The 20,878-nt window shown below is 70.6% G+C and carries 21 protein-coding genes and 2 pseudogenes; 7 read left to right on the plus strand and 16 right to left on the minus strand.

From position 1 onward, the window contains the following. Nucleotides 1–169: 169 nt before the first annotated feature. Together OHA55_RS12060 and OHA55_RS12065 are read right to left on the minus strand one after the other, a co-directional pair. A complete protein-coding gene (locus OHA55_RS12060; protein ID WP_266710580.1) occupies nt 170–787 on the minus strand; it encodes a class I SAM-dependent methyltransferase in 618 nt (205 codons plus the stop codon). 225 nt (nt 788–1,012) lie between these two features. Continuing rightward, a pseudogene (locus tag OHA55_RS12065) lies at nt 1,013–1,408 on the minus strand (cysteine hydrolase family protein); the annotation flags it as partial. A gap of 182 nt (nt 1,409–1,590) precedes the next feature. On the opposite strand from OHA55_RS12065, the gene OHA55_RS12070 reads away from it, so the two are divergent. Further along, nucleotides 1,591–2,037: a hypothetical protein gene (locus OHA55_RS12070; protein ID WP_266705609.1), complete on the plus strand. Its 447-nt coding sequence runs from the start codon at nt 1,591–1,593 to the stop codon at nt 2,035–2,037. Between the two features lie 109 nt (nt 2,038–2,146). On the opposite strand, the gene OHA55_RS12075 is transcribed toward OHA55_RS12070, so the two are convergent. Then, a complete protein-coding gene (locus tag OHA55_RS12075; RefSeq protein WP_266705611.1) occupies nt 2,147–2,854 on the minus strand; it encodes an NAD(P)H-binding protein in 708 nt (235 codons plus the stop codon). 89 nt (nt 2,855–2,943) lie between these two features. Then, entirely contained in the window at nt 2,944–3,618 is a 675-nt protein-coding gene (locus tag OHA55_RS12080) for a TetR/AcrR family transcriptional regulator (protein WP_266705613.1), read from the minus strand. Nucleotides 3,619–3,766: 148 nt separating this feature from the next. Between OHA55_RS12080 and OHA55_RS12085 the strand changes: the two genes are divergently transcribed. Continuing rightward, entirely contained in the window at nt 3,767–5,191 is a 1,425-nt protein-coding gene (locus OHA55_RS12085; RefSeq protein ID WP_266705615.1) for an aldehyde dehydrogenase, read from the plus strand. A 201-nt stretch (nt 5,192–5,392) separates the two neighbouring features. Here OHA55_RS12085 and OHA55_RS12090 read toward each other — a convergent pair whose 3' ends face one another. The 3 genes from OHA55_RS12090 to OHA55_RS12100 all read right to left on the minus strand — a co-directional run bounded on the left by OHA55_RS12090 (nt 5,393) and on the right by OHA55_RS12100 (nt 8,266). Then, the gene (locus tag OHA55_RS12090; protein ID WP_266705617.1) at nt 5,393–5,755 is read right to left on the minus strand and encodes a hypothetical protein; all 363 of its coding nucleotides are present in this window, start codon (nt 5,753–5,755) and stop codon (nt 5,393–5,395) included. A gap of 316 nt (nt 5,756–6,071) precedes the next feature. After that, entirely contained in the window at nt 6,072–6,959 is an 888-nt protein-coding gene (locus OHA55_RS12095; RefSeq protein ID WP_266705619.1) for a septum formation family protein, read from the minus strand. 260 nt (nt 6,960–7,219) lie between these two features. Then, entirely contained in the window at nt 7,220–8,266 is a 1,047-nt protein-coding gene (locus OHA55_RS12100) for a WD40 repeat domain-containing protein (RefSeq protein ID WP_266705621.1), read from the minus strand. A gap of 108 nt (nt 8,267–8,374) precedes the next feature. On the opposite strand from OHA55_RS12100, the gene OHA55_RS12105 reads away from it, so the two are divergent. Continuing rightward, on the plus strand, nt 8,375–9,133 hold the full coding sequence (locus tag OHA55_RS12105) for a GDSL-type esterase/lipase family protein (protein WP_266705623.1): 759 nt from the start codon (nt 8,375–8,377) through the stop codon (nt 9,131–9,133). Nucleotides 9,134–9,381: 248 nt separating this feature from the next. On the opposite strand, the gene OHA55_RS12110 is transcribed toward OHA55_RS12105, so the two are convergent. From OHA55_RS12110 to OHA55_RS12135, 6 genes are all read right to left on the minus strand, one after another. Further along, complete coding sequence (locus tag OHA55_RS12110; RefSeq protein ID WP_266705625.1) at nt 9,382–10,023, minus strand: TetR/AcrR family transcriptional regulator; 642 nt, start codon at nt 10,021–10,023, stop codon at nt 9,382–9,384. A gap of 364 nt (nt 10,024–10,387) precedes the next feature. Continuing rightward, nucleotides 10,388–11,953 carry a hypothetical protein gene (locus OHA55_RS36485; RefSeq protein WP_323180393.1) on the minus strand — a complete coding sequence of 522 codons (1,566 nt, stop codon included), beginning with the start codon at nt 11,951–11,953 and terminating at the stop codon, nt 10,388–10,390. A gap of 289 nt (nt 11,954–12,242) precedes the next feature. Next, entirely contained in the window at nt 12,243–12,701 is a 459-nt protein-coding gene (locus tag OHA55_RS12120; protein WP_266705627.1) for a nucleoside deaminase, read from the minus strand. A gap of 137 nt (nt 12,702–12,838) precedes the next feature. Next, nucleotides 12,839–13,111 (minus strand): hypothetical protein, encoded by a 273-nt coding sequence (locus OHA55_RS12125; RefSeq protein ID WP_266705629.1) that lies wholly within the window; start codon nt 13,109–13,111, stop codon nt 12,839–12,841. 129 nt (nt 13,112–13,240) lie between these two features. Next, nucleotides 13,241–13,852: a DUF6879 family protein gene (locus OHA55_RS12130; RefSeq protein ID WP_266705631.1), complete on the minus strand. Its 612-nt coding sequence runs from the start codon at nt 13,850–13,852 to the stop codon at nt 13,241–13,243. Beyond that, entirely contained in the window at nt 13,845–14,114 is a 270-nt protein-coding gene (locus OHA55_RS12135) for a hypothetical protein (RefSeq protein WP_266710582.1), read from the minus strand. The genes OHA55_RS12130 and OHA55_RS12135 overlap by 8 nt, the downstream gene beginning before the upstream one ends. 253 nt (nt 14,115–14,367) lie before the next feature. Here OHA55_RS12135 and OHA55_RS12140 point away from each other — a divergent pair, with 253 nt between their 5' ends. The 3 genes from OHA55_RS12140 to OHA55_RS12150 all read left to right on the plus strand — a co-directional run bounded on the left by OHA55_RS12140 (nt 14,368) and on the right by OHA55_RS12150 (nt 18,183). Further along, nucleotides 14,368–14,724: a hypothetical protein gene (locus OHA55_RS12140; RefSeq protein WP_323180471.1), complete on the plus strand. Its 357-nt coding sequence runs from the start codon at nt 14,368–14,370 to the stop codon at nt 14,722–14,724. After that, a complete protein-coding gene (locus OHA55_RS12145) occupies nt 14,721–16,904 on the plus strand; it encodes a tetratricopeptide repeat protein (protein WP_266705635.1) in 2,184 nt (727 codons plus the stop codon). The genes OHA55_RS12140 and OHA55_RS12145 overlap by 4 nt, the downstream gene beginning before the upstream one ends. A gap of 307 nt (nt 16,905–17,211) precedes the next feature. After that, nucleotides 17,212–18,183 carry an SGNH/GDSL hydrolase family protein gene (locus tag OHA55_RS12150; RefSeq protein ID WP_266705637.1) on the plus strand — a complete coding sequence of 324 codons (972 nt, stop codon included), beginning with the start codon at nt 17,212–17,214 and terminating at the stop codon, nt 18,181–18,183. Between the two features lie 91 nt (nt 18,184–18,274). Here the strand turns inward: OHA55_RS12150 and OHA55_RS12155 are convergent. The 3 genes and pseudogenes from OHA55_RS12155 to OHA55_RS12165 all read right to left on the minus strand — a co-directional run. Then, nucleotides 18,275–18,436: pseudogene (locus tag OHA55_RS12155) on the minus strand (NAD(P)-dependent oxidoreductase); the annotation flags it as partial. A 135-nt stretch (nt 18,437–18,571) separates the two neighbouring features. Then, nucleotides 18,572–19,561 (minus strand): tetratricopeptide repeat protein, encoded by a 990-nt coding sequence (locus OHA55_RS12160; RefSeq protein ID WP_266705639.1) that lies wholly within the window; start codon nt 19,559–19,561, stop codon nt 18,572–18,574. A 173-nt stretch (nt 19,562–19,734) separates the two neighbouring features. Beyond that, nucleotides 19,735–20,040 carry a hypothetical protein gene (locus OHA55_RS12165; protein ID WP_266705641.1) on the minus strand — a complete coding sequence of 102 codons (306 nt, stop codon included), beginning with the start codon at nt 20,038–20,040 and terminating at the stop codon, nt 19,735–19,737. A gap of 350 nt (nt 20,041–20,390) precedes the next feature. On the opposite strand from OHA55_RS12165, the gene OHA55_RS12170 reads away from it, so the two are divergent. Further along, complete coding sequence (locus OHA55_RS12170; protein WP_266705643.1) at nt 20,391–20,855, plus strand: DUF1877 family protein; 465 nt, start codon at nt 20,391–20,393, stop codon at nt 20,853–20,855. The last annotated feature ends 23 nt before the right edge of the window (nt 20,856–20,878 follow it).

Raw genomic sequence — 20,878 nt, forward strand, 5'->3', positions numbered from 1 at the left:
GCCTGACGCCTGACGCCTGGACGACGGCCCCGTACACCTCGGTGTGCGGGGCCGTCGCCGTACCGCCTCACCCTCGCGGGTGATCTTGGGGCTTCGGGGCGGAGGGGAGCAGTCCGACCTACCATGATGTTTTCGCGCCGCACTGCCGGGCCCGCCCGGCGGGCCGCGCTCAGGCGGCGGGTTTCCGCGCGAGGACGAACCCCTGCGGGGTCGGCTCGGGGAACCTCCCCTCGGTGTCGGCCTCGCGCACGGTACGTACCCGGGGCTCGAAGCCCGCCGCGGTGAGCAGCGCCGCGACCGCCTCGGGCCTGCGGCGGTGGAAGTCGAGGACGATCGGGCTTCCCCAGGCGTCGGTCCGGTGTCTCGTCCCGTCGCCTGCCTGGAAGCCGAGTTGCAGATGGGCTCCCGGGGCGAGCACCCGGTGGAACTCGGCGAAGGCGGCCGGGAGCAGGGCGTCGGTGACGTGGATGGTGGAGTACCAGGCGAGCAGCCCGCCCAGCGAACCGTCCGGCAGGTCGAGCGCGAGCATCGAGCCCTCCTCGAAGCGGATGTCCGGGTGTTCCTTCCGTGCGACCGCGAGCATCCCGGGCGACAGGTCGATTCCGAACACGTCGGCGCCGAGCCCGCGCAGATGGCCGGTGACCCGCCCGGTACCGCACCCCACGTCGGCCACCGGCCGACCGCCGCCTGTTTCCCGTACCAGCTCCACGAACCCGGCGAGCAGCGCGCGTTCGAGGGGCTTGGCGTCCAGCTCGGACCGGAACCGCGCGGTGTACTCGGCGGCCATGGTGTCGTACGACCTCCGGGTGTCCCGTACGAATTCCGGTTCGGCCGGACCGTCCTGAGCTGCAGGGGCACCCGTGGACCGGCCGAAGTCCACCTCCGAGGCGCTCAGCACCCGGATGCGCCGCCCGGGATGTCCGAGGTTCCGGAAGATCTCGTTGTGGTGCGCGATCGACCGGTCCGGAGTCGCGTACGCCTCGTCGCCCGGACCACGGACGGAGGTGGTGTGCCCGTCCGCCACCAGGACCAGGTCGTATCCGTGGCTCAGCGCGGAACGTGCGGTGGTGTCCACGCAGATTTCGGTGGCGAAGCCGGTGACGATCACCTCGGTGATGCCGCGCGCTCGCAGCAGACCGTCGAGACCGGTGCCGAGGAAGCTGTCCGGAGCGGCCTTGCGGACGACCGTCTCCCCTGCGCCGGGCGCGAGTTCGGGCACCACCCGCCAGCCCTCGGAACCGACCTCCGTGCCGCCGCCACCGTCCTGCACCGTCACGACCAACGCGCCCGCCTCGTGCGCGCGTCGGCGCAGATCGACGAGGACGGCGACGGTCTCGGCGGCCCGGTGGGCGATGGCCACCGTGTCGTTCTGCATGTCGATGACGAGGAGCGCGGAGATGTTCGGCATGGGAGGAGAGCGTAGGGCCCCGGTGGGGCGGCCGGAGCACCGGGCGTCGACGGGTGGCTCGGCCTTGGCTCGACCTCGGGTCTCCGGGCCATGGGGCCGCTCGCTACGGTGGAACGCGCGGCTCCGGGTGGGGTCTCGGCGCCGCCGCGATTCCGGGCCACCGACCGATGAACGGATGCCGAGTGATCGAGTTTCTGGTGGATCTGGTGGTGCAGTCAGTGCTCTCCCTCCTCTTCCCCCGCCTGGGCGCGAAACGGCGGGCGAAGGCCCGGGACCGCGCCTTCGCCAAGGGCGAAGAGATCGTCTTCGAGGCCTGCGTGCTGGGCGACCGGCCCTACTGCAGGCCGGTCATCGTCTTCCTCGCGGTGTCCAGCACCGCTCTGCACCGGTCGCCGACCGAGGTGAAGTCGGTCGGGCGCCAGGCGATGCCGGCCGGGGACATCGAGATCCGCCGCATCCGGGGACGGGACCGTTCGGATTCCCGGATGGTCCGCTCCTGGTGGGAGGTCGCCGAGTGCCACGACGGAGAGGCCGGATTCCTGATCGCCTGCGCCCCGGAGGACATGCGCCGTCTCGTCGTATGCCTCGGCGGGGAAGCAGCGCGGGCCCACCGGACTCCGACCGGGTAGAACAGCGGGACGGTGGCGCGCGGCCCGGACCGGCGCGGCGGTCCTGCGGCCCGGCGCGCGCCACCGTCCACCGTCGTCGCCCCCGCCCGACGGCGCGGGGCTCCCGCGATCAGGGACGCGCGGCTCCACGCTCCGTCCCCTGCGCGGGTCCGCCCGCCGCCAGGCGGTTGATGTCGGGGTTGCGCAGGACCGTGGGACCGGCGCCCGGGCGCCGGGCGACGGCGAGCATGGCGCGGCCCACGGCTTCGGTGGTGGTGACGTGACGGGGAAAGGCGCGCCGCAGGAGAGGGAAGAGGAAGCCGGTGACGGCGTAGAGGGCGCGGTAGAGCGGGGTGCGGGAGACAGCCCCGTCGACGGGCTGGATGTAGCCGGGACGGAACATGTGGGCGTCCATCCCCAGGGCAAGGAGGTCGTTCTCCGTGCGTCCCTTGACCCGCGCCCACATCTGACGGCTCGTCCCGGTGGTGTCCGTGCCTTCACCGGATACGTAGACGAACGTGAGTGACGGGTTGGCGGCGTGCACAGCCCGGGCTGCGGCGAGCGTGTAGTCGTAGGTGACCCGCGTGTACTCCTCCTCCCCGCGACCCACGGCGGACACCCCGAGGCAGAAGAAGCAGGCGTCCACGTCCTTCAGCCGGTCCTGCACGGAGGTGTAGTCGGTGAAGTCGGCGTGGACGATCTGCCGCAGCTTGGGGTGGTCGAGGGCCAGCGGGCGCCGGACGACGGCGAGCACTTCGGTGACGGTGTCGTCGAGCAGACAGGCGCGCAGGGCACCGTGTCCGACCATGCCGGACGCTCCGAACACGAGAACGCGCAAAGGATGCTCCAGGTGAAGGGTGAGGCGCGGAGGCCGGGCTCAGGATGAGGCGCGAAGGCCCGGCTCAGGATGAGGCGCGGAGGCCCGGCTCAGGATGAGGCGCGGGCCAGCGCGCCCGCGGTGAAGGTGGCGAGCATCTGCCGCAGCGAGGTGGTGAAGTCCATCCTCAGGGCGGCCAGGGACGGATCGGCCTCGTAGGCGTCGAGCATCGCCTGCGAGGGACGGGCGTGGGTCCACACGGCTCCGGCGACCATGATGACGGAGGCGGCCAACTCCCCCGCCTGATCCCCGAGTTCGGGGAGATGCAGGCGGACGAGACCGGTGAGCCGCTCCACGTTCCCGAGGGCGGCCCGCTTGTAACGGGCGGCCACGTCCGGCGACACGTTGTGCTCCAGGACGCCGGCCTGCGCGCTGAACAGGTCGCAGAGCACCTGCCGTTCGGCGAGGGAGTCGGTCACCGCGGCCGCGAACCGCTCCCCGCGCTCGTCGGCCGTCGCCCCGTCGTCGACGGCTCCGGCCAGCAGTGCGGGCAGTTCGGCCGCCCACTCCTTCCACGCGAGGTCGAGCAGTTCCAGCAGGACCGCCTCGCGGGACTCGAAGTACCGCAGCACGTTCGACTTGGCGAGCCCGACCCGCCGGCTCAGCTCGTTCAGGCTGACCGCCGCGACGGGCATCTCGTCGAGCATCGCGGCAGCGGTGTCGAGGATCGCCCGCCGCCGGATCTCGCGCTGTTCCTCGCTGCGGGCGCGCTGGAAGTTCGTCATGCCACCAGTTTACAGACTCCCGGTCTTTTGACATCAGACCGACGGTCCCTTAAGTTGGAGCACGCAACAGACCGACGGTCTGAAAACGCACCGCGGGAACACGGCGCGAGAACACACCACCCCCGTAGCACCGGAAGCGAGATACGCCATGACGTCGTACGACAAGCTCTTCATCGGAGGCCGCTGGTCGGCTCCGGCCGGTACAGAGGTCATCGAGGTCCACTCCCCGCACGACCGGTCTCTCGTCGGCACGGTGCCGCACGCGACCCCGGAGGACGTGGACGCCGCGGTGGCCGCCGCCCGCGAGGCGTTCGACCACGGCCCGTGGCCGCGACTGACCCCCGAGGAGCGGCAGAAGACGGTGGCACGCCTCCAGGAGCTCTACAGCTCCCGCGCCGCAGAGATGGCCGCGCTGATCACCGCCGAGAACGGCTCACCGATCTCGATCACCACCGGCCTGAACGTGCACGGCCTGCCCGAGCAGACCGCCGCATACCTGCGTGCCGCGGCGGAGCTCGACTGGGAGGCGGTGCTGCCGTCCGGGGCACTGCTGCGCCGCGAGGCGGTCGGTGTGGTCGCCGCGATCATCCCGTGGAACGCGCCGCACCAGTCGGCACTGGTCAAGTTGGTGCCCGCTCTGCTGGCGGGGTGCACCGTGGTCCTCAAGGCGTCGCCGGAGACCGCGGTCGACTCACTCGCCCTCGCGGAGGTCCTCGCCGAGGCCGGTTTCCCCGAGGGTGTCGTCTCCGTGCTGCCCGCCGGCCGCGAGACGAGCGAGTACCTGGTGGCCCATCCGGGCGTCGACAAGGTCGCCTTCACCGGCTCGACCGCCGCCGGACGGGCGATCGCCGCCACGGCGGGCGCGCAGCTCAAGCGGGTCAGCCTGGAGCTGGGCGGCAAGTCGGCCGTGATCGTCCTGGAGGACGCCGACCCCACCGAGGTGGCCCAGGGGCTGAAGTTCCACTCGCTGGGCAACAACGGGGAGAACTGCCAGGCCCACACCCGGATCCTGGCCCCGCGCAGCCGCTACGAGGAGGTCGTCCAGGCGGTCAGGGCGATGATGGAGACCCTGGTCGTGGGCGACCCGTCCGACCCGGCCACGTTCATCGGCCCGATGGTCCGCGCCGACCAACAGCAGCGCGTGCGCTCGTACATCGAGCTCGGGATCAGCGAAGGCGCCCGACTGGTCACGGGCGGTCCGGAGGTCCCCGAGGGTCTGGAGGGCGGCTACTACGTCGCGCCCACCCTCTTCGCCGATGTGGACAACACCATGCGGATCGCCCGCGAGGAGATCTTCGGCCCGGTGCTGGTGGTCATCCCCTTCGACGACGAGGACGACGCCGTCCGCATCGCCAACGACTCCGACTACGGGCTCGGCGGCGGTGTCTGGTCCGCCGACCAGGAGCGCGCTCTCGCCGTCGCCCGCCGGATACGGACCGGCATCATGCTGGTCAACGGCGCGGCGCCCGCCAAGGACGGACCCTTCGGCGGCTTCAAGTCCAGTGGGGTGGGACGCGAGTTCGGGTCGGTGGGCCTGAGCCAGTACGTCGAGTACCAGACCATCGCCGTCTGACCGCGCCCCGGCGCGGCGACCCAGTGGTACTGGGCCGCCCCGGCCGGCGCGCTGGGCGCGCGGCCGGGACGGCGGACGGTCCTCACCGTCCGGGCGCGCCGACGGGGGGCGGCCTCCCCGGCCCGGGCGCCCGTACCCGGGGCGCCACGGGTACGGGCGCGGGCAGCCCGACCCGGGCGCACGCGACCGCGTTCCGGCGGGTCAGTCGTCGCTTGTCGACGGCCCGAAGAAGACCGACCGGACCTTCAGCCGCTCGGTGCCCCCGCCGGTGTGCGGGCGGAGGTTGAAGAAGGAGCCCTCGCAGTCGGCGTCCGCGTAGACGGTCGCCCAGGCGTCCGTGCGGTTCTTGGGCGAGTGGCCGGGCTCGGGGTTCTCCGGGCCGACGCCGTGGAGGTTGATGCACACGCCGCTCGCCGGCCTGTTGAGGAAGCCGGTCGCGTCGTATCCCTCGGCAGTCACGTAGTCGTAGCGGAACTGCCCCTCGGCGGCGGAGGCCGGAGTGGGGACGGTGGCGAAGAGCAGGGCGGCGCCGAGAACGGCGGGAAAGGCGGAGCGAAGACGCATCGGTGGTTCTCTCTGCTGGAGGATGTTGTCGCGGCCCTCTACTCCCCAGCAGGCGGAGACCTGCATCCGTGCCTCACTCGTACGGATGGCGACGAAACGAACCTGCACTCCGCCAACCGGTCCACGGGCGACCGGCCGACTCCGTGCGAGTGCTCCGGACATCGGACCGGCCGTGCGGCACATGCGGCACATGCAGCCCATGCGGACATGCGGCAGATGCGGCAGATGCGGCACGCGGAAGGAGGGACCGGCGCCCCCGGCACCGGTCCCTCCTTCCGCACTGCTCCCGGAAGCCAAGCTTCAGGGCTGTCGGCCGTCAGCTCGCCCAGGCGGCCGCTTCGTCGGCCGGGACGGTGGTGGAGAGGCCGAGCTCCTTGCGGGCGGCGACGGTCGCGTTCGGGTCGATGCCCGTGATGGCCGGATCGTAGGCGAGGTAGAAGGCGTCGGCGTCGCCGGCGTTCGCGGCCTTCTTCCAGGCCGCGTTCGCCTTGTCGAGCTGCTCGCGCAGCTTGACGGTCTCCGGCTGCTCGATGCCCTGGAGCGCCGCGACGTGGGTGCCGAGCGCCGCGTTGACGGCTGCGGCGAGCGCCTTGTATCCGTTGAGGTCGTCCTCGACGGCGTCCGCCTCGGGCATGTTGGCCCAGAACGCCTCGTAGAGGGCGCTCGATCCCTTGAGGTAGGCGAGCTGGTCGGCGTTCATCGCCTCGCTCTTCAGCGAACCGGTGATCTTGCCGGAGTCCTTGGTGAAGGTGCAGGTGATGAGGCGGTCACCGGTCGCCCAGGACTCCTTGGTCGGCTGGTAGTACGAGCTCGACACACCGGCCGGGAGCGCCCAGGCGTCCGGTGCGAACTTCAGCTGCTCCACCGGGCAGCGCGTGTCGGCGGCTTCGACGATCGCGTCGTCGCCGGGGTAGGCGCCGTCGTCGACCTTGAACTCCCCGAAGACCTGGCCGTCGTGCGGCTCGGCGCACGGCACGACCTCGACCGCGAACTCCTCGGCCATCTCATCGCCCTCGGCGGCGGGCTTCGTGTTCGGGTTGTAGCAGTCGCCCATGCCGAGCGAGAAGACGGATTCCTCGCGAGAGGCCTTCTTGATGCCCTCCTTGGCGCTGTCGACGACCGAACATCCGGAGGCGCCGATGGCGAGAAGTGCGACAGCGGCGGATATACCGCGCACGGAAAGAGACTTGACACCAAAAGACATGACGTGTGAATCCTCAAACGGAGGTAAAGAACGCGAACTGATGTGCGCATCGTATGGCATGGCTGTGACAACGCTGTGCGAAGCGGGTTTACCCTCGCCGATCGCGGGTAGCCGGCGCCCTCGCGTCGCGTCGCGTACCCACGCCCACGCCCACGCCCGCACCCGCACCCACGTCCACGCCCGCACCCACGTCCGCACCCACGCCCGCGTCCGCACCCGGCGTCAGCCTGGGCGGCCCGCCCCCGCTCGCCGTGGGCCCGTCAGCCGCCCGTGCGCCGCGACTTCGTGCGCAGCACGAGCCACACCGCGATGATCGCGATCAGCCCGCCGAACAGCGCCTTGCCCTTCCCGGTCGCGCTCCCGCCGGATCCGCCGCCTTCCTCGCCCTTCTCGCCCCCGGACGCCTTCCCGCCCGCCTCCGCCGGGCCACCCGCCGAAGAGGACCCGTCCGAGGCGCTCGGCACGGGCGTGGACTGGGCCGCGTTGGTGCCCTTCACGTCCAGCCGCCGGACCTGGCTCCCCTTGCCCTCCGAGCCGAACATCAGCGCCGTACCGTCCGCCGTGTACGTGACCGACTCGGCCTGCATCATGAACGGGGCGCCCACGCCGCGTTCGTCGCCGAGCTTCCCGTCGTCGAAGGTGTACGCGTCGGCGCCGAGGTAGCCGCGCAGCACCAGCCGCGTACCGTCCGGGGAGAACGCCCCGTCCGTCACCCACGGCACCTCGGCGACGCGGCGGAAGACGTTGTTCCCGCCGGCGGAGAGATGGGCGGGGCCTTCGTAGAGGCCGCCGCCGTCCTCGTTCTTGGAGGCGATCCAGACCCGGCCGGTCTTCGGGTGGACCATCAGCGCCTCGGCGTTCCTGGCCCCGTCCGCGTACGTCACGTCGAACTGGGTGGCGCGCACCGTGACGTCCCCCAGCACCTTCGGTTCGGGCAGCCGGTAGATCCAGACGTGGTCCCAGCTGCCGTCGAGGTTGTCGCCGATGTCGCCGACGTAGAGGTTCCCGTCCGGGCCGAGGGAGATCGCCTCCACGTCACGCGGCTCTCCCACGCCGGTCATGGTGACGGTGGCGACGGTCTCGCCGGTGCGGGAGTCGACGGCGTAGAGGTAGGGGCCGTCCTCGCTGTCGTTGTGGGTCCAGTAGACGCCCGGGTGGATACGGCTCGCGGCGAGGCCGCTGGACTCCGTGATCCGGGGGTCCTTGATGGTGAAGGTCTGGTCGGCCCCGCCGTCCGCCGAGGCCGGGCCGGAACCCGCGAGCAGCAGCAGGGCGGCGGTGCCGAGGACGGCGAGTGAGGCGCGCATGGCGCAAGTGTCCATCATCACGGTGCGGCCCGAACGAGGGATCGGGGATGATGACGCCATGCGTTTCCTGTCTGCCGCCGCCGACTCCACGCCCTGCGGCGGTGGGGCATGACCGAACGCGCGGACGCCGTGCGCTTCCTGTTCGTCGGCGACTCGATGACCGTCGGCCGGGCGGGCGACTTCACCTGGCGCCACCGGATGTGGCAGCACCTCGAAGCGACCCTAGGCGAGGGCGGTTACGCCATCGTCGGCCCGCGCACCGGCCTGTACGAGGCCGAGGCGGACGCCCCGGTCTCGACCGCGTACGCCGACCCGTTCTTCCCCGCACCGGCCCGCCGTCATCTGGCCGGCTGGGGAGAGGGCTGGTTGCACATGGCGCCGGTGATCGGGGAGGCGGTGGCCGCCTCCGGCGCGGACGTGCTGCTGGTCTCGCTCGGCCTGATCGACCTCGGCTTCTACACCGACAGCGAGCAGACGGCGGCGAACGCGCGTGCCTTCATCACCGCCGCCCGCGCCGCGAACCCGCGCGTCAGGCTGGTGTTGATGCCGGTCATCCCGAACGTCCGGGCCGAGTCCGACGCGCCCTTCGCCGCCTCCTGCGCGCGGTTCAACGCGCTGCTCGCCGAGGCCGTCGCGGACCTGGACACCCCCGCGTCCCCGGTCCTGCTGGCCCCGCACCCGTCCGGCTACGACATCCACACCGATACGTACGACGGCACGCACCCGGGCCCGAGTGGCGAGCACAAGCTCGCCGCCACCTTCGCGGAGGTGCTGCACCGCGCGTGGGCGCTGGGCGGCCCGTACACCCCGGCGCCCGGAGCCGTCGTCGCCGGGGCGGCCGTGCCGGTACCCGAACCCGCGCTCTGAGCCCGCGCCCGGACCCGCACCCCTGCCCCGCCCTCGCACAGTTCCTTCACCCCGCCTGCGGAACGTGTGCACGCCACTGATAATCTGCGGCCTCCCGCCTGCCGGTGACACGTCCTGGCAGGCGGGACTCGTACATGCGCACGTTCCGCGCCACCGCGCAGGCGCTCACGGACGCGGAACGGCCGGGACGCGCGGGGCGCCACCCGCGCTTCCCGGCCGTTCGCAGACGGGCCACGGCTCGGGGCCGTTCAGCCCGTCCGCTGCGTCCCCAGCATCGACAGGGCCAGCTCCCACAGCTCGCGCGAGACCTCTTCCGGCCGGGCCCGGCGGGACCGCCGGGTGTGGTGGGCCATGAGTTCGTGGACCGTACCGACCATGACGAGCACGTCCGCCTTGTGGTCGCCCTCTTCCGCCTCGCCCCGCATCACCGCACGCTGGGTCTCGCCGGTCAGCCAGTGCGCCCACACGTCACGCCACCGCTTGCAGTGTGCGTCCACCGTCCGGCTCACGCCCAGCACTTCGACGAAGGTCACCCGGGCTTCGCGGGGGTCCTCCGTCACCGCTTTCACGTAGGCGTCGAAGAGCACCCTCGTGCGCTCGGCCATCGAGCACTCGTCCATGCCCTCGGCCATCATGGCGTTCTCGGCGGCGCGCAGGCCCTTGGTCGTCACCCAGTCATGCAGGGCGATCAACAGGCCCTCCAACGACCCGTATTCCTCGTACAGCATCGACACCGGAACTCCGGCTTTTTCGCAGACTTCCTCGTCGGTGGTCTGCGCGTAGCCGAACGTGCCGAACATCGCACGTGCCGCGTCGAGGAGTTGGGCGCGCTCCCGTGTACGAATCCTGTCCACGGACTCGGTCCCCAGAGACCCCCAGCTGTCCGTCACCGGTCCTCCTTAGGCAGAAACGCGGGAGAGGGTCAGGTCGCCTCTGCATCGAACCGCCCGAGTCATTCTCCTCGCACAACACTCCCGATGGGTGAAACGCCACACTCTGCCACCCATGCAGCTTTCGAACGCGGAAGCGTTGACGTACGAAATACCGTGCGAGAGAACGCGGCCCACTCCCCTTATCAGGATGGGTACTTCGAATATCTGCGCGGAAATTCCGGCCAACCCACTCGGACGGGTGACACTCTCCAACCTGCGCACACGGCGCGGTTGGGCGCGTCGCTCCGCTCCGTACACCCGCCGCCCCTGCCCACTGGCCGCAACTCCCCACGCCAGGAAAAGGCTGCGACCCGAGCGCGAGCTACAGCCCCAGCGCCGCGTAGGCAGCGGCTTCCTCGCCAGGGTCGTACTCCGAACCCGGCGGGGCCACGAGACCGGCGAGGACGTCACGCCGGCCTCCCTTGCCGTCCCCGACGAGACCGTCCTCTCCCCGCGCCAGGGCCGCGGCCAGCCGATGGGCCCGGTACGCCTCCCAGGCCTCCGCCGAGCGGCACTGCCCGCACTTGGTCTCACCGCCCACCGCCCGGAACACATGCTCGTCGCCCGGCCCCTCGCAGGTCACGAGCGGCGCCGGAGGCACGTACGGCGGCGGCTCCTCGTCCACACCCTGGGGACGCGACGCCCCGTTGGACACCGCTCCTGACGAACGGCCGCGCGGAGCACCCGAAGCGGCATCCGCCAGGGCGTCCAGGTGAGCCCGGTCCGCCGGCATCTTGTGCTGCAGCCGGTACCGAAGGAACCCCACCGGCGAGTACACCCCTCCCTCCGGCAGCCACGAGACCAGCGTCTCCCGCAGCTCCGCCGCCGGCACCCCCCGCCGCAGCCACTCCGCCGCCAGGTCCACCAGCACCCGCGCCTCCCTCACCCCCAACGTCAGCTGCTTCGCCCCCCTCCGCAGCGACAGCAGCACCCGCTCGGCCTCCACCACCTCGAAGGCCCGCCTGGCCAACGGCTCCCCCTGCGACACGGCAACAGGCGCCGCAACAGGCTCCGGTACGGACGCCGCAACACGCGCCGGAACGGGCGCTGCAACGGGCGCCAGTACGGGAACAGCCACGGGAACGCGTTCGGGCACGGACACCGGTACGGGTGCATACGCGGGCAGGGCCACCGGCGCGACGACAGCGGCCACCACCGGCCCCGGCTCCCACTCCTCCGGCCCCTCGAAGGCATCCTCGGAGTACTTGTCGAAGTACTTCACGGAGTCGCCCTCGGAGTCCTCCTCGCCCAGCCACTCCGGCGGCTCCGCCCAGAAGCCTTCGCCGTCCTCCGCCGCGAACTGCGAGTAGGTACCGAACTCACTTGCGCCTCGTGTTCGTTCAGCTTTCGATTCGCATACCGCGCGGGTAGGTAGGGAGGATGAGTTCCCCATGAGTTGTACGTGAGGTGGGTAATCGCCGACCGACCAAGGACCCGTCGATCCGACCGCCCGGAAGTGGTCACCCGGCGCGACCTGCGGCGATACGACCTCCCCGTAACAGACAGGCTCTTCGTCCAACTCCGTTTCCTCGGCGTCCAGATACTCCGAGCAGCTCTCCCAGTAGGCCTCCGCCTGCTGCCGGGTGCTCGGCGCGTTCGACAGGATCTGCGCCGTGGCCCACAGTCCACCCGGGCGCCGATAACGCCACTCGTGGAGAAAGCCCTCACGCTTCAGGAACTTCTTGGCCTTCTTGTACGGCCCGCCTTTGACCCCCGCGTCCCGCGCGAAATCCGACAACGGCCCGAGCACCCTCGGCCGTTGCACGGACGGAAGGCTCTCCATGTACAACACGATGATCTTCGCGTCACTGTTCATCCGTCGCGAGCCGACCAGCCCGCCCGAACGCCTCCCGGTGCCCAACACCGGCGAGATAGCATGCCAAAGCATCCCTGTGGATTCCTTTCATCCACTCGTGGTGAAGGCCCTCGGGAAGGTGTGACAGCACCTCCGGGGGCCGCTCCATGCGCACAGGAGCACACGGAGCGTGATGACGTGATCACCGTACATCACGCCGTGGGCACCCTTGTCCAGGTTTCGGCGAGAACAACCCCTGCGCGTGACTTCGGACTTCGCGCCACCCCACCCGCCCCACCACACCACCCGGTGAACAGGCCGCAACGCACGGAGACCCGGTTCGGCGGCCCTCCCTCGTCCTGCTGCCGCCGTGCACGGGTCCCTACTCCTCGCCGATGTCCTCGTTCCACAGGGCGGGCTTCTCCGCGATGAAGGCCCTCATCATGGCCGCGCATCGCTGGTCGTTCAGCGTCATCACCTCGATGCCGTGCTCGGCCAACCACTCGTGGCCCCCTTGGAAGGTCTCGGCCTCGCCGATGACCACCCGTGAGATACCGAACTGACGGACCAGACCACTGCAGTACCAGCAGGGAGAGAGAGTTGTCACCATGGTCGTGCCGCGGTACGAACGCTGCCGTCCGGCAGCACGGAAGGCAGCGGTCTCCGCGTGCAGCGACGGATCACCGTCCTGGACACGGCGGTTGTGCCCCCGCCCCAGCAGCGCCCCATCAGCCCCGTAAAGCGCGGCACCGATCGGGACTCCTCCCTCCGCAAGGCCGGCCTCGGCCTCGGCTACCGCGGTGTTCAGCCAGGCGGCGGCCCGCACCGAAGTCAATTCCATCCCCATGCGCCTTCGCTCCCTGTCTTACGTGGACGACGTCGGCGACCCTCCCCCGGAAGCTGCTGTCCAGCTTCTTCCTGATCGGTGGGGTGCTCTGGCAGGTCGTCGTCCGTTGAAGTGAGGCGACCAGAAGGGAGTCAGGAGGAGCTGCCGGGCTCCCCAGCCCCGTGCCGCAGGAACCTCTTCACCTGATGGGTGGTCGGGAACTCCAGACGCCCGCACAGCATGGAGATCTCGATCAACGGCCCGTCGACCCCCGCCTCGCGCAGGCCGCGCAGGTACGCCCTCAACTCCGCTTCATCGGTGGTCTCCAGCACGACCTCCCACCGCCCCAGCTCCGGCGCGGTCCGAGCGGCGACCCGCCGGCTCTGGGCCTCCAGCCGCCGCTTCCTCTTCGCTTGTCCAGGCACCGGCCGATCTTCTCCCCCTGCCCACGGAATCGGCAAGGCGGCCGGCCCCGCGCGCACGTGCCGTACCTACCCCGCCGACAGACGGCACCAGGGACAGTCCTTGGGCCGGCTCGGCACCGATGCCGGAACTCACCCCGCGCCCGACGGCTCGGAGAGTGTAGCGATCTCGCGATCGAAGAAGTCGCCGTACTCCTCGCCCTGTTCGTACAGCACGTCGAACCCCGCCGAGGTCTCCTCGATCAACGCCGCGTCGGTGAAACGGTTGGCACCCGCCGCGTTTCCGTCGTCGTCGTACCGCACCTCGAACATCACCCGATTCCCGAGGATCACCACCTCGGGGACGGGCCGGTCGTCCTCGATGTCGGCGATGGTGCGGGCATCGAGGAGCCGGATGCGGTCCCCCACTTCGACCCGTAGGCGAAGAACGTGCAACTCCCACTGCACGTAGGGCGTGACGGGGAACTCCACCACCCTGAGGCGGCGTTGCAGCACCCCGAGGCGGTCCACCTCCTCGACCTGCTGGACATAGGCGTCACGCCGCTCCTCGATCAGCGAGAGCGCCTTATCCCATTGCCCGGCCGCGAACGCCTCCCAACTCGCAAAGCCGCGTTCCTTGAAATTCTGACCGCGCTCCAGCTTGTTGAGGTGCCGAATCCCGCCCCTCAGTGCCTGGTAGTACTCCTCGTGATAGCGCGGGCGGTCGAGTCGGAAAGAGATTCCCCGGGGAAACGAATCAAACATGGGGAATATCCGGCTTCGCCGCGATGAGCATGCTCCTCGGAATCACCACGAGCCGCTCGTCGGGGCCGATCGACACCCCTGCGGGCAGTCTCGTACCGAGCGAACTCGACAGATCTCTGCCGATGACGGCGATATCGCCGTTCTCCAGCTCCCACATGTCGGGGCAGTCGGGAGTGTCGGAGGTGACCCCCAGTTCCTGCGGCGATCTACCGATCCGCCGACGGAAGGTCGTTTCCGGATCCGCTTCCCATGACCTCACCACCATTGCCTGCCTCCACTGCACGGCGTCAAACCCGGTCGACGGTAGCACCGCGGGGTGATCCGATGGTCAGAAATTCGAAAAGCACCGAATAGAACGAGCCATTCCGCGCGTCTCGTTCGGTCACTCCAGACGCAATGTCGCACGCTCCTGGCAGAATGCCGGATGACTGCCGGACGGCCTGACCCGGGGGAGAACTGTGGAACCAGAACTCACCTCGCTCGCACAGGCGGGTGGAGCAGCACTCGTGACCTTGATGGCTTCCGACGCCTGGCAGGTGACCCGCGACAGGCTCGTCCAACTGTGGCAGCGCGTGCAGCCACACCGGGCCGACGATGTCACGGCACAACTGGACGCGGGCCGGGCGGAGACAGCGATTGCCGCGGAGTCCGACGACCAAGAGGTGCTGGCAGAGCTGCGCGCCGAATGGCAGGGCAGGTTGCGGCGGTTGCTCGCCGCCCGGCCCGATGCCGCCGCGGAGCTGCGCGGTCTGCTCGACGAGATCGCGCGCGAGGAGCCGCCGGGCTCCTCCGCCGTCACCCAGCACGCCACGGCTTCCGGGCATGCCCGTATCAACCAGGCGGGGCGAGACCAGCACATCACCGAGCGATGAGCGGTGCGATGGACGGCCGCGCGGAGAACGACGGCCGGGTGTACCAGGCGACGGGCGACCAGCACATCACCGAACACCATCACTACGCGCGGAGCGACCGCGCCGCGGCGGAGGGACCGGACTCCGTCCGCCGCCCGGCAGTCGGCCGCACGCCCCTCGCTCTGCGCGACCGCAGCGAGGTGCTGGCACGGTTGCGGGGCGGCGTCGGGCTGGGCCGTGGCTCCGAGGTGTACGTCCTGCACGGCATGGGAGGCTGCGGCAAGACCGCTGTCGCACAGGCGTTCTTCGAGATCGCCACCACCGAGTACCAGCGGGTGGGCCTGTGGGTCAACGCCGCCGACCGCGCCTCGCTCCGAGCCGGCATGCTCGCCGCCGCAGCGGACCGAGGCGCCCTCGACGGTGAGCTGATGGCCGCCCACCAGGGACACCGCCCCGCGGCGGATCTGGTGTGGCACTACCTGGACAGGTCCGCCGAGCCCTGGCTGCTGGTACTCGACAACGCCGACGATCCGGCGATTCTCCGCGACGGCAGCTGGCTGCGGGCAAGTCCGCGCGGCACGGTGCTGGTCACCACCCGCCGTGCGACCCCACGGTGGTGGCCCGGAGCGGAGCTGCAACACATCGGTGTGCTCCCGCGCGAGGACGCGGCGCGCGTGCTCTGCGACCTGGCCCCGGACAGCGGCACGATGGCGCAGGCGGCCCAGGTCGCCGACCGGCTGGGACGGCTGCCCCTGGCCCTCACCCTTGCGGGCGGGTTCCTGGCCCACCAGGTGATCGATCCCTGGACGATGGACCGGTACGGCGGCCGGCTCGAAGACGACGAAGCGGTCGCACTGATCGACCGGGGCGCGGATGCCCTTGCCAACGAGGACCCACGCCATCTGGTGCAACGGACCTGGCAGTTGACGCTCGACTCGTTCGAAGAGCACGGGCTGCCAGAAGCGGTCACCCTGTTGAAACTACTTGCCCGGTTCGCCCCCGAGCCACTGCCGCTGTCGGTGCTGAACCGACCCGAGATCGGCGCGGTCCTCCTGCCGGCCCGTGCCGAGACCGCGTTGACGGCACTGCTCGACCACTCTCTGACCCAGCTCGTTCCCCTCGGTGACGTGCGCTGCGCGCACAGCCATGGCGTGCTCCTGGAAACGGTCGCGGTGGCAACGCCTCCGGGGGACATCCCCATGCTCAACACGACAGCGGTCCGCTTGCTGGACGCAGCCGTACCTGCGGTTCCGAAGGCCGGGCCGCACGACTCGCGGCTGCGTCTGCTCGCGCCGCACTGCCTCGCCCTGCTCCGCAGGACGACCGGGCAGTCCGACACCGAGGACGCGCTGCGCGTGGCCACCCGGCTGGCCGTCGCACTGCACCGCACCGGTGACTACCTGTCCGCCTGGGAGACAGCCAGTGCGGCAGTCGCGCTCGCGGCAGGGACGCTCGGCGAGGAACACCGACTCGTACTCGCGGCCCACGCGAGGGTCGGCCGTTCACTCTTCAGACTGGGACGCTACGAGGAAGCCGGGCAAGTGCTCCACCGCGTCCGTGCCGCCCAACTGCGGCTGTTCGGTGCGGACGATCCGGATTCCCTGGACACCGGCCAGGGCCTGCAACTCGTGCTCGGCAACACGGGAAAGCGCGAGGAGGCCGTCGCGCTCCTGCGATCGGTCGTGGCGGGCCGGCAGGCGGTCCTGGGGCCGTGGCACCCCGCCACCCTCCGCTCGCGGGCCAGTCTGCTGGCGATGCTCACCGCAACGGAGATCGCGGCCGAGATCGCAACCGAAGCCGGTGATCAGGACGACGACGCACTGATGTCGGTGCCGCAGGCATGCGCCCGGCACCTGGGCTCCGATCACGCGGTCACACTGAGCGCCAGACACAACCACGCCCGCGCCCAATTCGTACTCGGACGGTACGGGCCCGCCGACGCCGAGATCCGGCAGGTGGTCGAGGACTACCGGCGCCACCTCGGAGCGGAATTCCCCGCCGTCCTCGCCGCAATGCAGTTGCACGCCCAGACGCAGACCGCACTCGGGCACGTGGATGCCGGAATCGGGCTCATGGCCGAGGTTCTGGCCGGACGCGAACGCAGCCTGGGCGCCCACCATCACTTCACGGTGGTGAGCCGTGGTCTGCTGGAAGAGCTCGGTTCGGGGCAATGGCGGCCGCCCCAACCGCCGCCGATGTGAGGCCACACAGGTGCCCGGCGCATTGAGCCGACCCGCTCACCGGCACCTGACGGATCTCCCCATCCATCGAGACGACATCGCGGCCCCGACGTCGGCAGCCTCCCCGCGATGAGTCGACAGCCTGAGCCCGAGGGGCGAAGGCACGTCCGGGGAAGGCCAGTTGGTAGGACCACCCGACAATGGCGGAACGGCAAGGCGGTGCACGCCCGAACCCCTCCCGGGTGAACTCTCCGTAGTGGATCTAGTGCGCAGAGTGACCTTGGGCATACGGTCGGCGCGCAACCGACAACGCCTGCTTGGAGCTTCCATGCCACGTTTCCGTACCCGCCCGATCCTGCTGGCCTCGGCCGCGACACTCGTCGCGGGCGCCCTGGTCCCCACCCAGCTCGTCGGGGCGCAGCCCGCCGCCGCGGCGAGCTACGACTGGGTGGCTCTGGGCGATTCCTACACCGCCGGGGTCATCCCGGCCGCCGGTGACGTCTTCGAGTACCCCCGGGACGGCTGCGACCGCACCGACCGGTCCTACCCGCAGGTCATCGACCGGGACCTGGGTTCGCTCATCGAGCTGACCAACGTCAGCTGCGGCGCCGCGACCATCCAGGACATCACCTTCAGGGCGCAGGAGCCGATCGGTCGGCACCTGCCGCCCGTCTCGGAGGACCCGGACTACCCCTTCCCGCCGGTTCCTCCCCAGTCCGATGCGGTCAAGGAAGGCACCGACGTCATCACCGTCGGTGCGGGCGGCAACACCCTCGGCTTCGCCGACATCCTCATGAAGTGCCTGGAGCTGGGTCAGGGCAGCGGCGGAGTGGGCACGCCCTGCAAGGACGAACTGGCCGCGAGTATCCCCGCCAAGCTGAACCAGGTGAGCCGCGACTACGACCAGATGCTCGCCAAGCTCCACGAGAAGGGCCCACACGCCAAGATCCTGGCCGTGGGCTACCCCACGATCGTCCCCGAGGACACCTCCAAGTGTCACTACAACAACGTGCAGCAGTTCCTCTCGATCACCCAGGGTGACCTGGACTGGCTGCGTGAGGACGTCCTGGAGCCCCTCAACAAGGTCATCGAGAAGTCGGCCGACACGCTCGACACCGCCACGTTCGTCAACCTCTACGACTCCTCGAAGAACCACAGCGTGTGTGACTCCGGCAAGTGGGTCGAGGGCCTCTTCGACCACGACAACCGCGTGGCCTTCGTCCACCCCAACGCCAAGGGCCACCAGAACGCCGCCGACCGCGTCACCTCGGCGATCCTGAACGCCATCTCCCCGGAGTAGCCCGCGTCCCGCGCCCGCATCCGGTGGTGCGGGGGCTGCCTTCACCATCCCTGCGGAGGCAACCCCCGCACCATCTCGGCTACTTCTTCTTCTACTTCTTCCTCACGCCCTCGTTCCAGATGAGTTTCGCGATGCTGGGTCTCACCGCCGTGGTGATGACGCCCATCGCCGTACGGACGTATCGGCGCTCCGCCAACTCCCGCAGCATGCTCGCCGCGAGGTCCGGGCGGGCGGTGAAGACGCCGTCCGCGCTCCCCACCCCGGCCGAAGCCCGCAGGGTCCTCGTACCCGCGCTGCGGGCGGCGCTGGCACCGGGGAGACGGGGCCCCGCGCTCCGGCGGTGAGAGGGCCGGGAGGGGGCGTGTTCCGAACGAAGGAACGAAGGGCCCTAACGGCCCCGTACGCGGCGGGCGGCGGCCACCAGCTCGGCGGGCAGTCCGGGGCCCGCGCACGCGTGGTCGATCAGCAGGTCCCGGTAGGAGCGGTTCGGCATGTCCGGTGCCAGCGCGACGAGTTCGGCCAGGTCGGCGGACGAACCGGTGAGCCGTGCCCGGTAGGCGGCCCCGGCCGCGCGCAGGGTCGGCTCGGCCGGCTCGTGTTCCAGGCCCTGGTCGATCAACCGGACCGCGGTGGCGAAGTCGCCCTGCTCGACCCGTAGATCGGCCAGGTCGAGATGGAGCGACCAGTTGGCGGGGTCCAGGGCGAGGGCGCGCTTCAGCGCCGCCTCGTTCTGTTCGGGGTTGCCCACCTTGCGCCAGGTGCCCGCGCGGACGACCTCCGTGAGCATGGTCCGCTCGACGGAGTCCGCCCGGTCGCAGAGGGCGAACGAGGCGTCGGTGAGACCGCAGGTCCGCAGGAATATCGCCAGCTTGGCCAGGGCGTCCGGCGACGGCCGACGGGCCTCGGCCGTGATCGCGTCGACGGCCCGGAACCAGGGGCGGAACCGCTCGCGCATGGGCTCGGTGTCCAGGTCATGGCCGTAGTCCGTCGTCCGCATCGCGGCCTCGGCCAGCGCGTCGGCGCTCACCGCGTCCAGGAACCGCGCGTCGCCGAACCAAGGGGCCGAGGCCCACGCCACCTCGGGCCGCACCCCGGTGACCGAGCCGATCGCCTGCGCGGCGCCGTCCATGTCCCCGTCGAGGAAGCAGACGTACGACTGCGCCAGTACGCACCTCAGGGTGTGCGCACCCCGGACGACCCCGGCCAGCTCCGAGGGCCGGTCGCGCCACAACTCCGCCAGGACGGCGTACGGTTCGGGGCTCTCGGGTGCGGCCGCCATGGCACCCGCCAGATGGTGCACGGCCGCCTCGGTGCTGCCCCCGCAGTGCGCCAGCACCTGCGCGATACCAACTCCGGCCGTCACCAATTGATTCGACATCGCACGAGGGTAACGCCGCCCGGGCCACCCTCCGTCCGGCCGGTCCCACCGGGACGGCCGCACACCTCACGCCACGGCCGGCGGCGGGAGTTGGGGGGCGGGGTCATGCATCACGTCTCCGGTCCCGAGCGGTAGACACCGGGGACCATGTCCCCGGACGAGCCCGGGAACCGTCAGTGTTCACGCACTCGGGCCCGCCACCAGTGCATCGCCATCCACTCGGGCCACCACTCGCCGTAGGGTTCCGGCAGGGTGCGGCGTTCGAGTTCCGCGTCTATGCGCGCGACCAATCGGCCCAAGTCCCTCTTGGCCCCGGGCGGAAGGTGCAGCATCGCCTGTTCCAGATCGTCGCGCGCATCTGCCGCCCCCGGCGATTCGAAGTCGTCGTGGTCCAGCCAGCGTCCGCACCGCTCGAAAGTCCGCTCGAAAAACGAGAGCGCCTCGGCGACCGCGTCGCGGTGCATCTCCTGGTCTTCCACCCGGCGGATCGCCGCACGGGTCCGCGCGGAGACACCGGGCACTTTCAGGGCCGCCGGGTACTGCCCTCGTGGTCGCCATCGCTCCGCGCGAACGGCCTTGGGACGCCTACGCGGCATCGCCCTTTCGGATCATCATGAGGTCATGCTGGCACGACTGGGCACCTGCGTGCATCCGCATTGAAGCGCCCCGCAGCAAGGACCGTTCAGGCCGTGGGCCCCACGAGGCTGAGGCGAGGCGGGCCGAGGCGAGGCGAGGCGAGGCGAGGCGAGGCGAGGCGACGGCCGGACTCCGTCCGTGCCGACCGGCCCTCCGATCGTCTCCCCGGCCCCGTCGGGCATGCTGTCCCGCCATGGGCATCACAGTCGAGTTGACGAGAGTGGGACCTGAGGCCGCGCGGTCGGCGATCGCAGGAGATGAATGGCCCGATCCGGAGACGCGCGAGGGGGAGAGCTTCGGGGCGTTCTGTTCGCTGGACAAGGCGTGGGGCGCGATCCAGTGGCTGCTGGGCGCCGCCGGTTGTCCTGTCGACCCGGTGCTGGGGACGCCGTTCCTCGAAGACGGATCCTTCGACTACGCGCCTCCGGGCGTGCTGACCGCCGAGGAAGTGACCCGGGCGTCGGCCTTCCTCGGCGCCCTGGACTTCGACACCCTGGCGGACTTCGCCGACGAGGACGCCATGGACGAGGACTCCGTCTACCCGACCGGCCTCGACAGGCAAGGCGCCGAGGAGCTGCGCGACCACTACGCCGATGTGCGGGCCTTCTACGAAGCCGCCGCACGGGCCCAGCAGTGGGTGCTCACCCTGATGCGCTGAACGGGGCGGAGGGGCCCGCCTGC

The organism is Streptomyces sp. NBC_00102, assembly GCF_026343115.1.
GTDB lineage: Bacteria > Actinomycetota > Actinomycetes > Streptomycetales > Streptomycetaceae > Streptomyces.

Excerpts from the sequence above, each read along its gene's own strand:
- OHA55_RS12105 (WP_266705623.1), top strand. The coding sequence starts at position 8,375 with ATGACCGAACGCGCGGACGCCGTGCGCTTCCTGTTCGTCGGCGACTCG.
- OHA55_RS12140 (WP_323180471.1), top strand. The coding sequence starts at position 14,368 with ATGGCTTCCGACGCCTGGCAGGTGACCCGCGACAGGCTCGTCCAACTG.
- OHA55_RS12090 (WP_266705617.1), bottom strand. The coding sequence starts at position 5,755 with ATGCGTCTTCGCTCCGCCTTTCCCGCCGTTCTCGGCGCCGCCCTGCTC.
- OHA55_RS12160 (WP_266705639.1), bottom strand. The coding sequence starts at position 19,561 with ATGTCGAATCAATTGGTGACGGCCGGAGTTGGTATCGCGCAGGTGCTG.
- OHA55_RS12145 (WP_266705635.1), top strand. The coding sequence starts at position 14,721 with ATGAGCGGTGCGATGGACGGCCGCGCGGAGAACGACGGCCGGGTGTAC.
- OHA55_RS12100 (WP_266705621.1), bottom strand. The coding sequence starts at position 8,266 with ATGCGCGCCTCACTCGCCGTCCTCGGCACCGCCGCCCTGCTGCTGCTC.
- OHA55_RS12170 (WP_266705643.1), top strand. The coding sequence starts at position 20,391 with ATGGGCATCACAGTCGAGTTGACGAGAGTGGGACCTGAGGCCGCGCGG.
- OHA55_RS12060 (WP_266710580.1), bottom strand. The coding sequence starts at position 787 with ATGGCCGCCGAGTACACCGCGCGGTTCCGGTCCGAGCTGGACGCCAAG.
- OHA55_RS12150 (WP_266705637.1), top strand. The coding sequence starts at position 17,212 with ATGCCACGTTTCCGTACCCGCCCGATCCTGCTGGCCTCGGCCGCGACA.
- OHA55_RS12095 (WP_266705619.1), bottom strand. The coding sequence starts at position 6,959 with ATGTCTTTTGGTGTCAAGTCTCTTTCCGTGCGCGGTATATCCGCCGCT.
- OHA55_RS12120 (WP_266705627.1), bottom strand. The coding sequence starts at position 12,701 with ATGGAATTGACTTCGGTGCGGGCCGCCGCCTGGCTGAACACCGCGGTA.
- OHA55_RS12085 (WP_266705615.1), top strand. The coding sequence starts at position 3,767 with ATGACGTCGTACGACAAGCTCTTCATCGGAGGCCGCTGGTCGGCTCCG.
- OHA55_RS36485 (WP_323180393.1), bottom strand. The coding sequence starts at position 11,953 with ATGCTTTGGCATGCTATCTCGCCGGTGTTGGGCACCGGGAGGCGTTCG.
- OHA55_RS12080 (WP_266705613.1), bottom strand. The coding sequence starts at position 3,618 with ATGACGAACTTCCAGCGCGCCCGCAGCGAGGAACAGCGCGAGATCCGG.
- OHA55_RS12130 (WP_266705631.1), bottom strand. The coding sequence starts at position 13,852 with ATGTTTGATTCGTTTCCCCGGGGAATCTCTTTCCGACTCGACCGCCCG.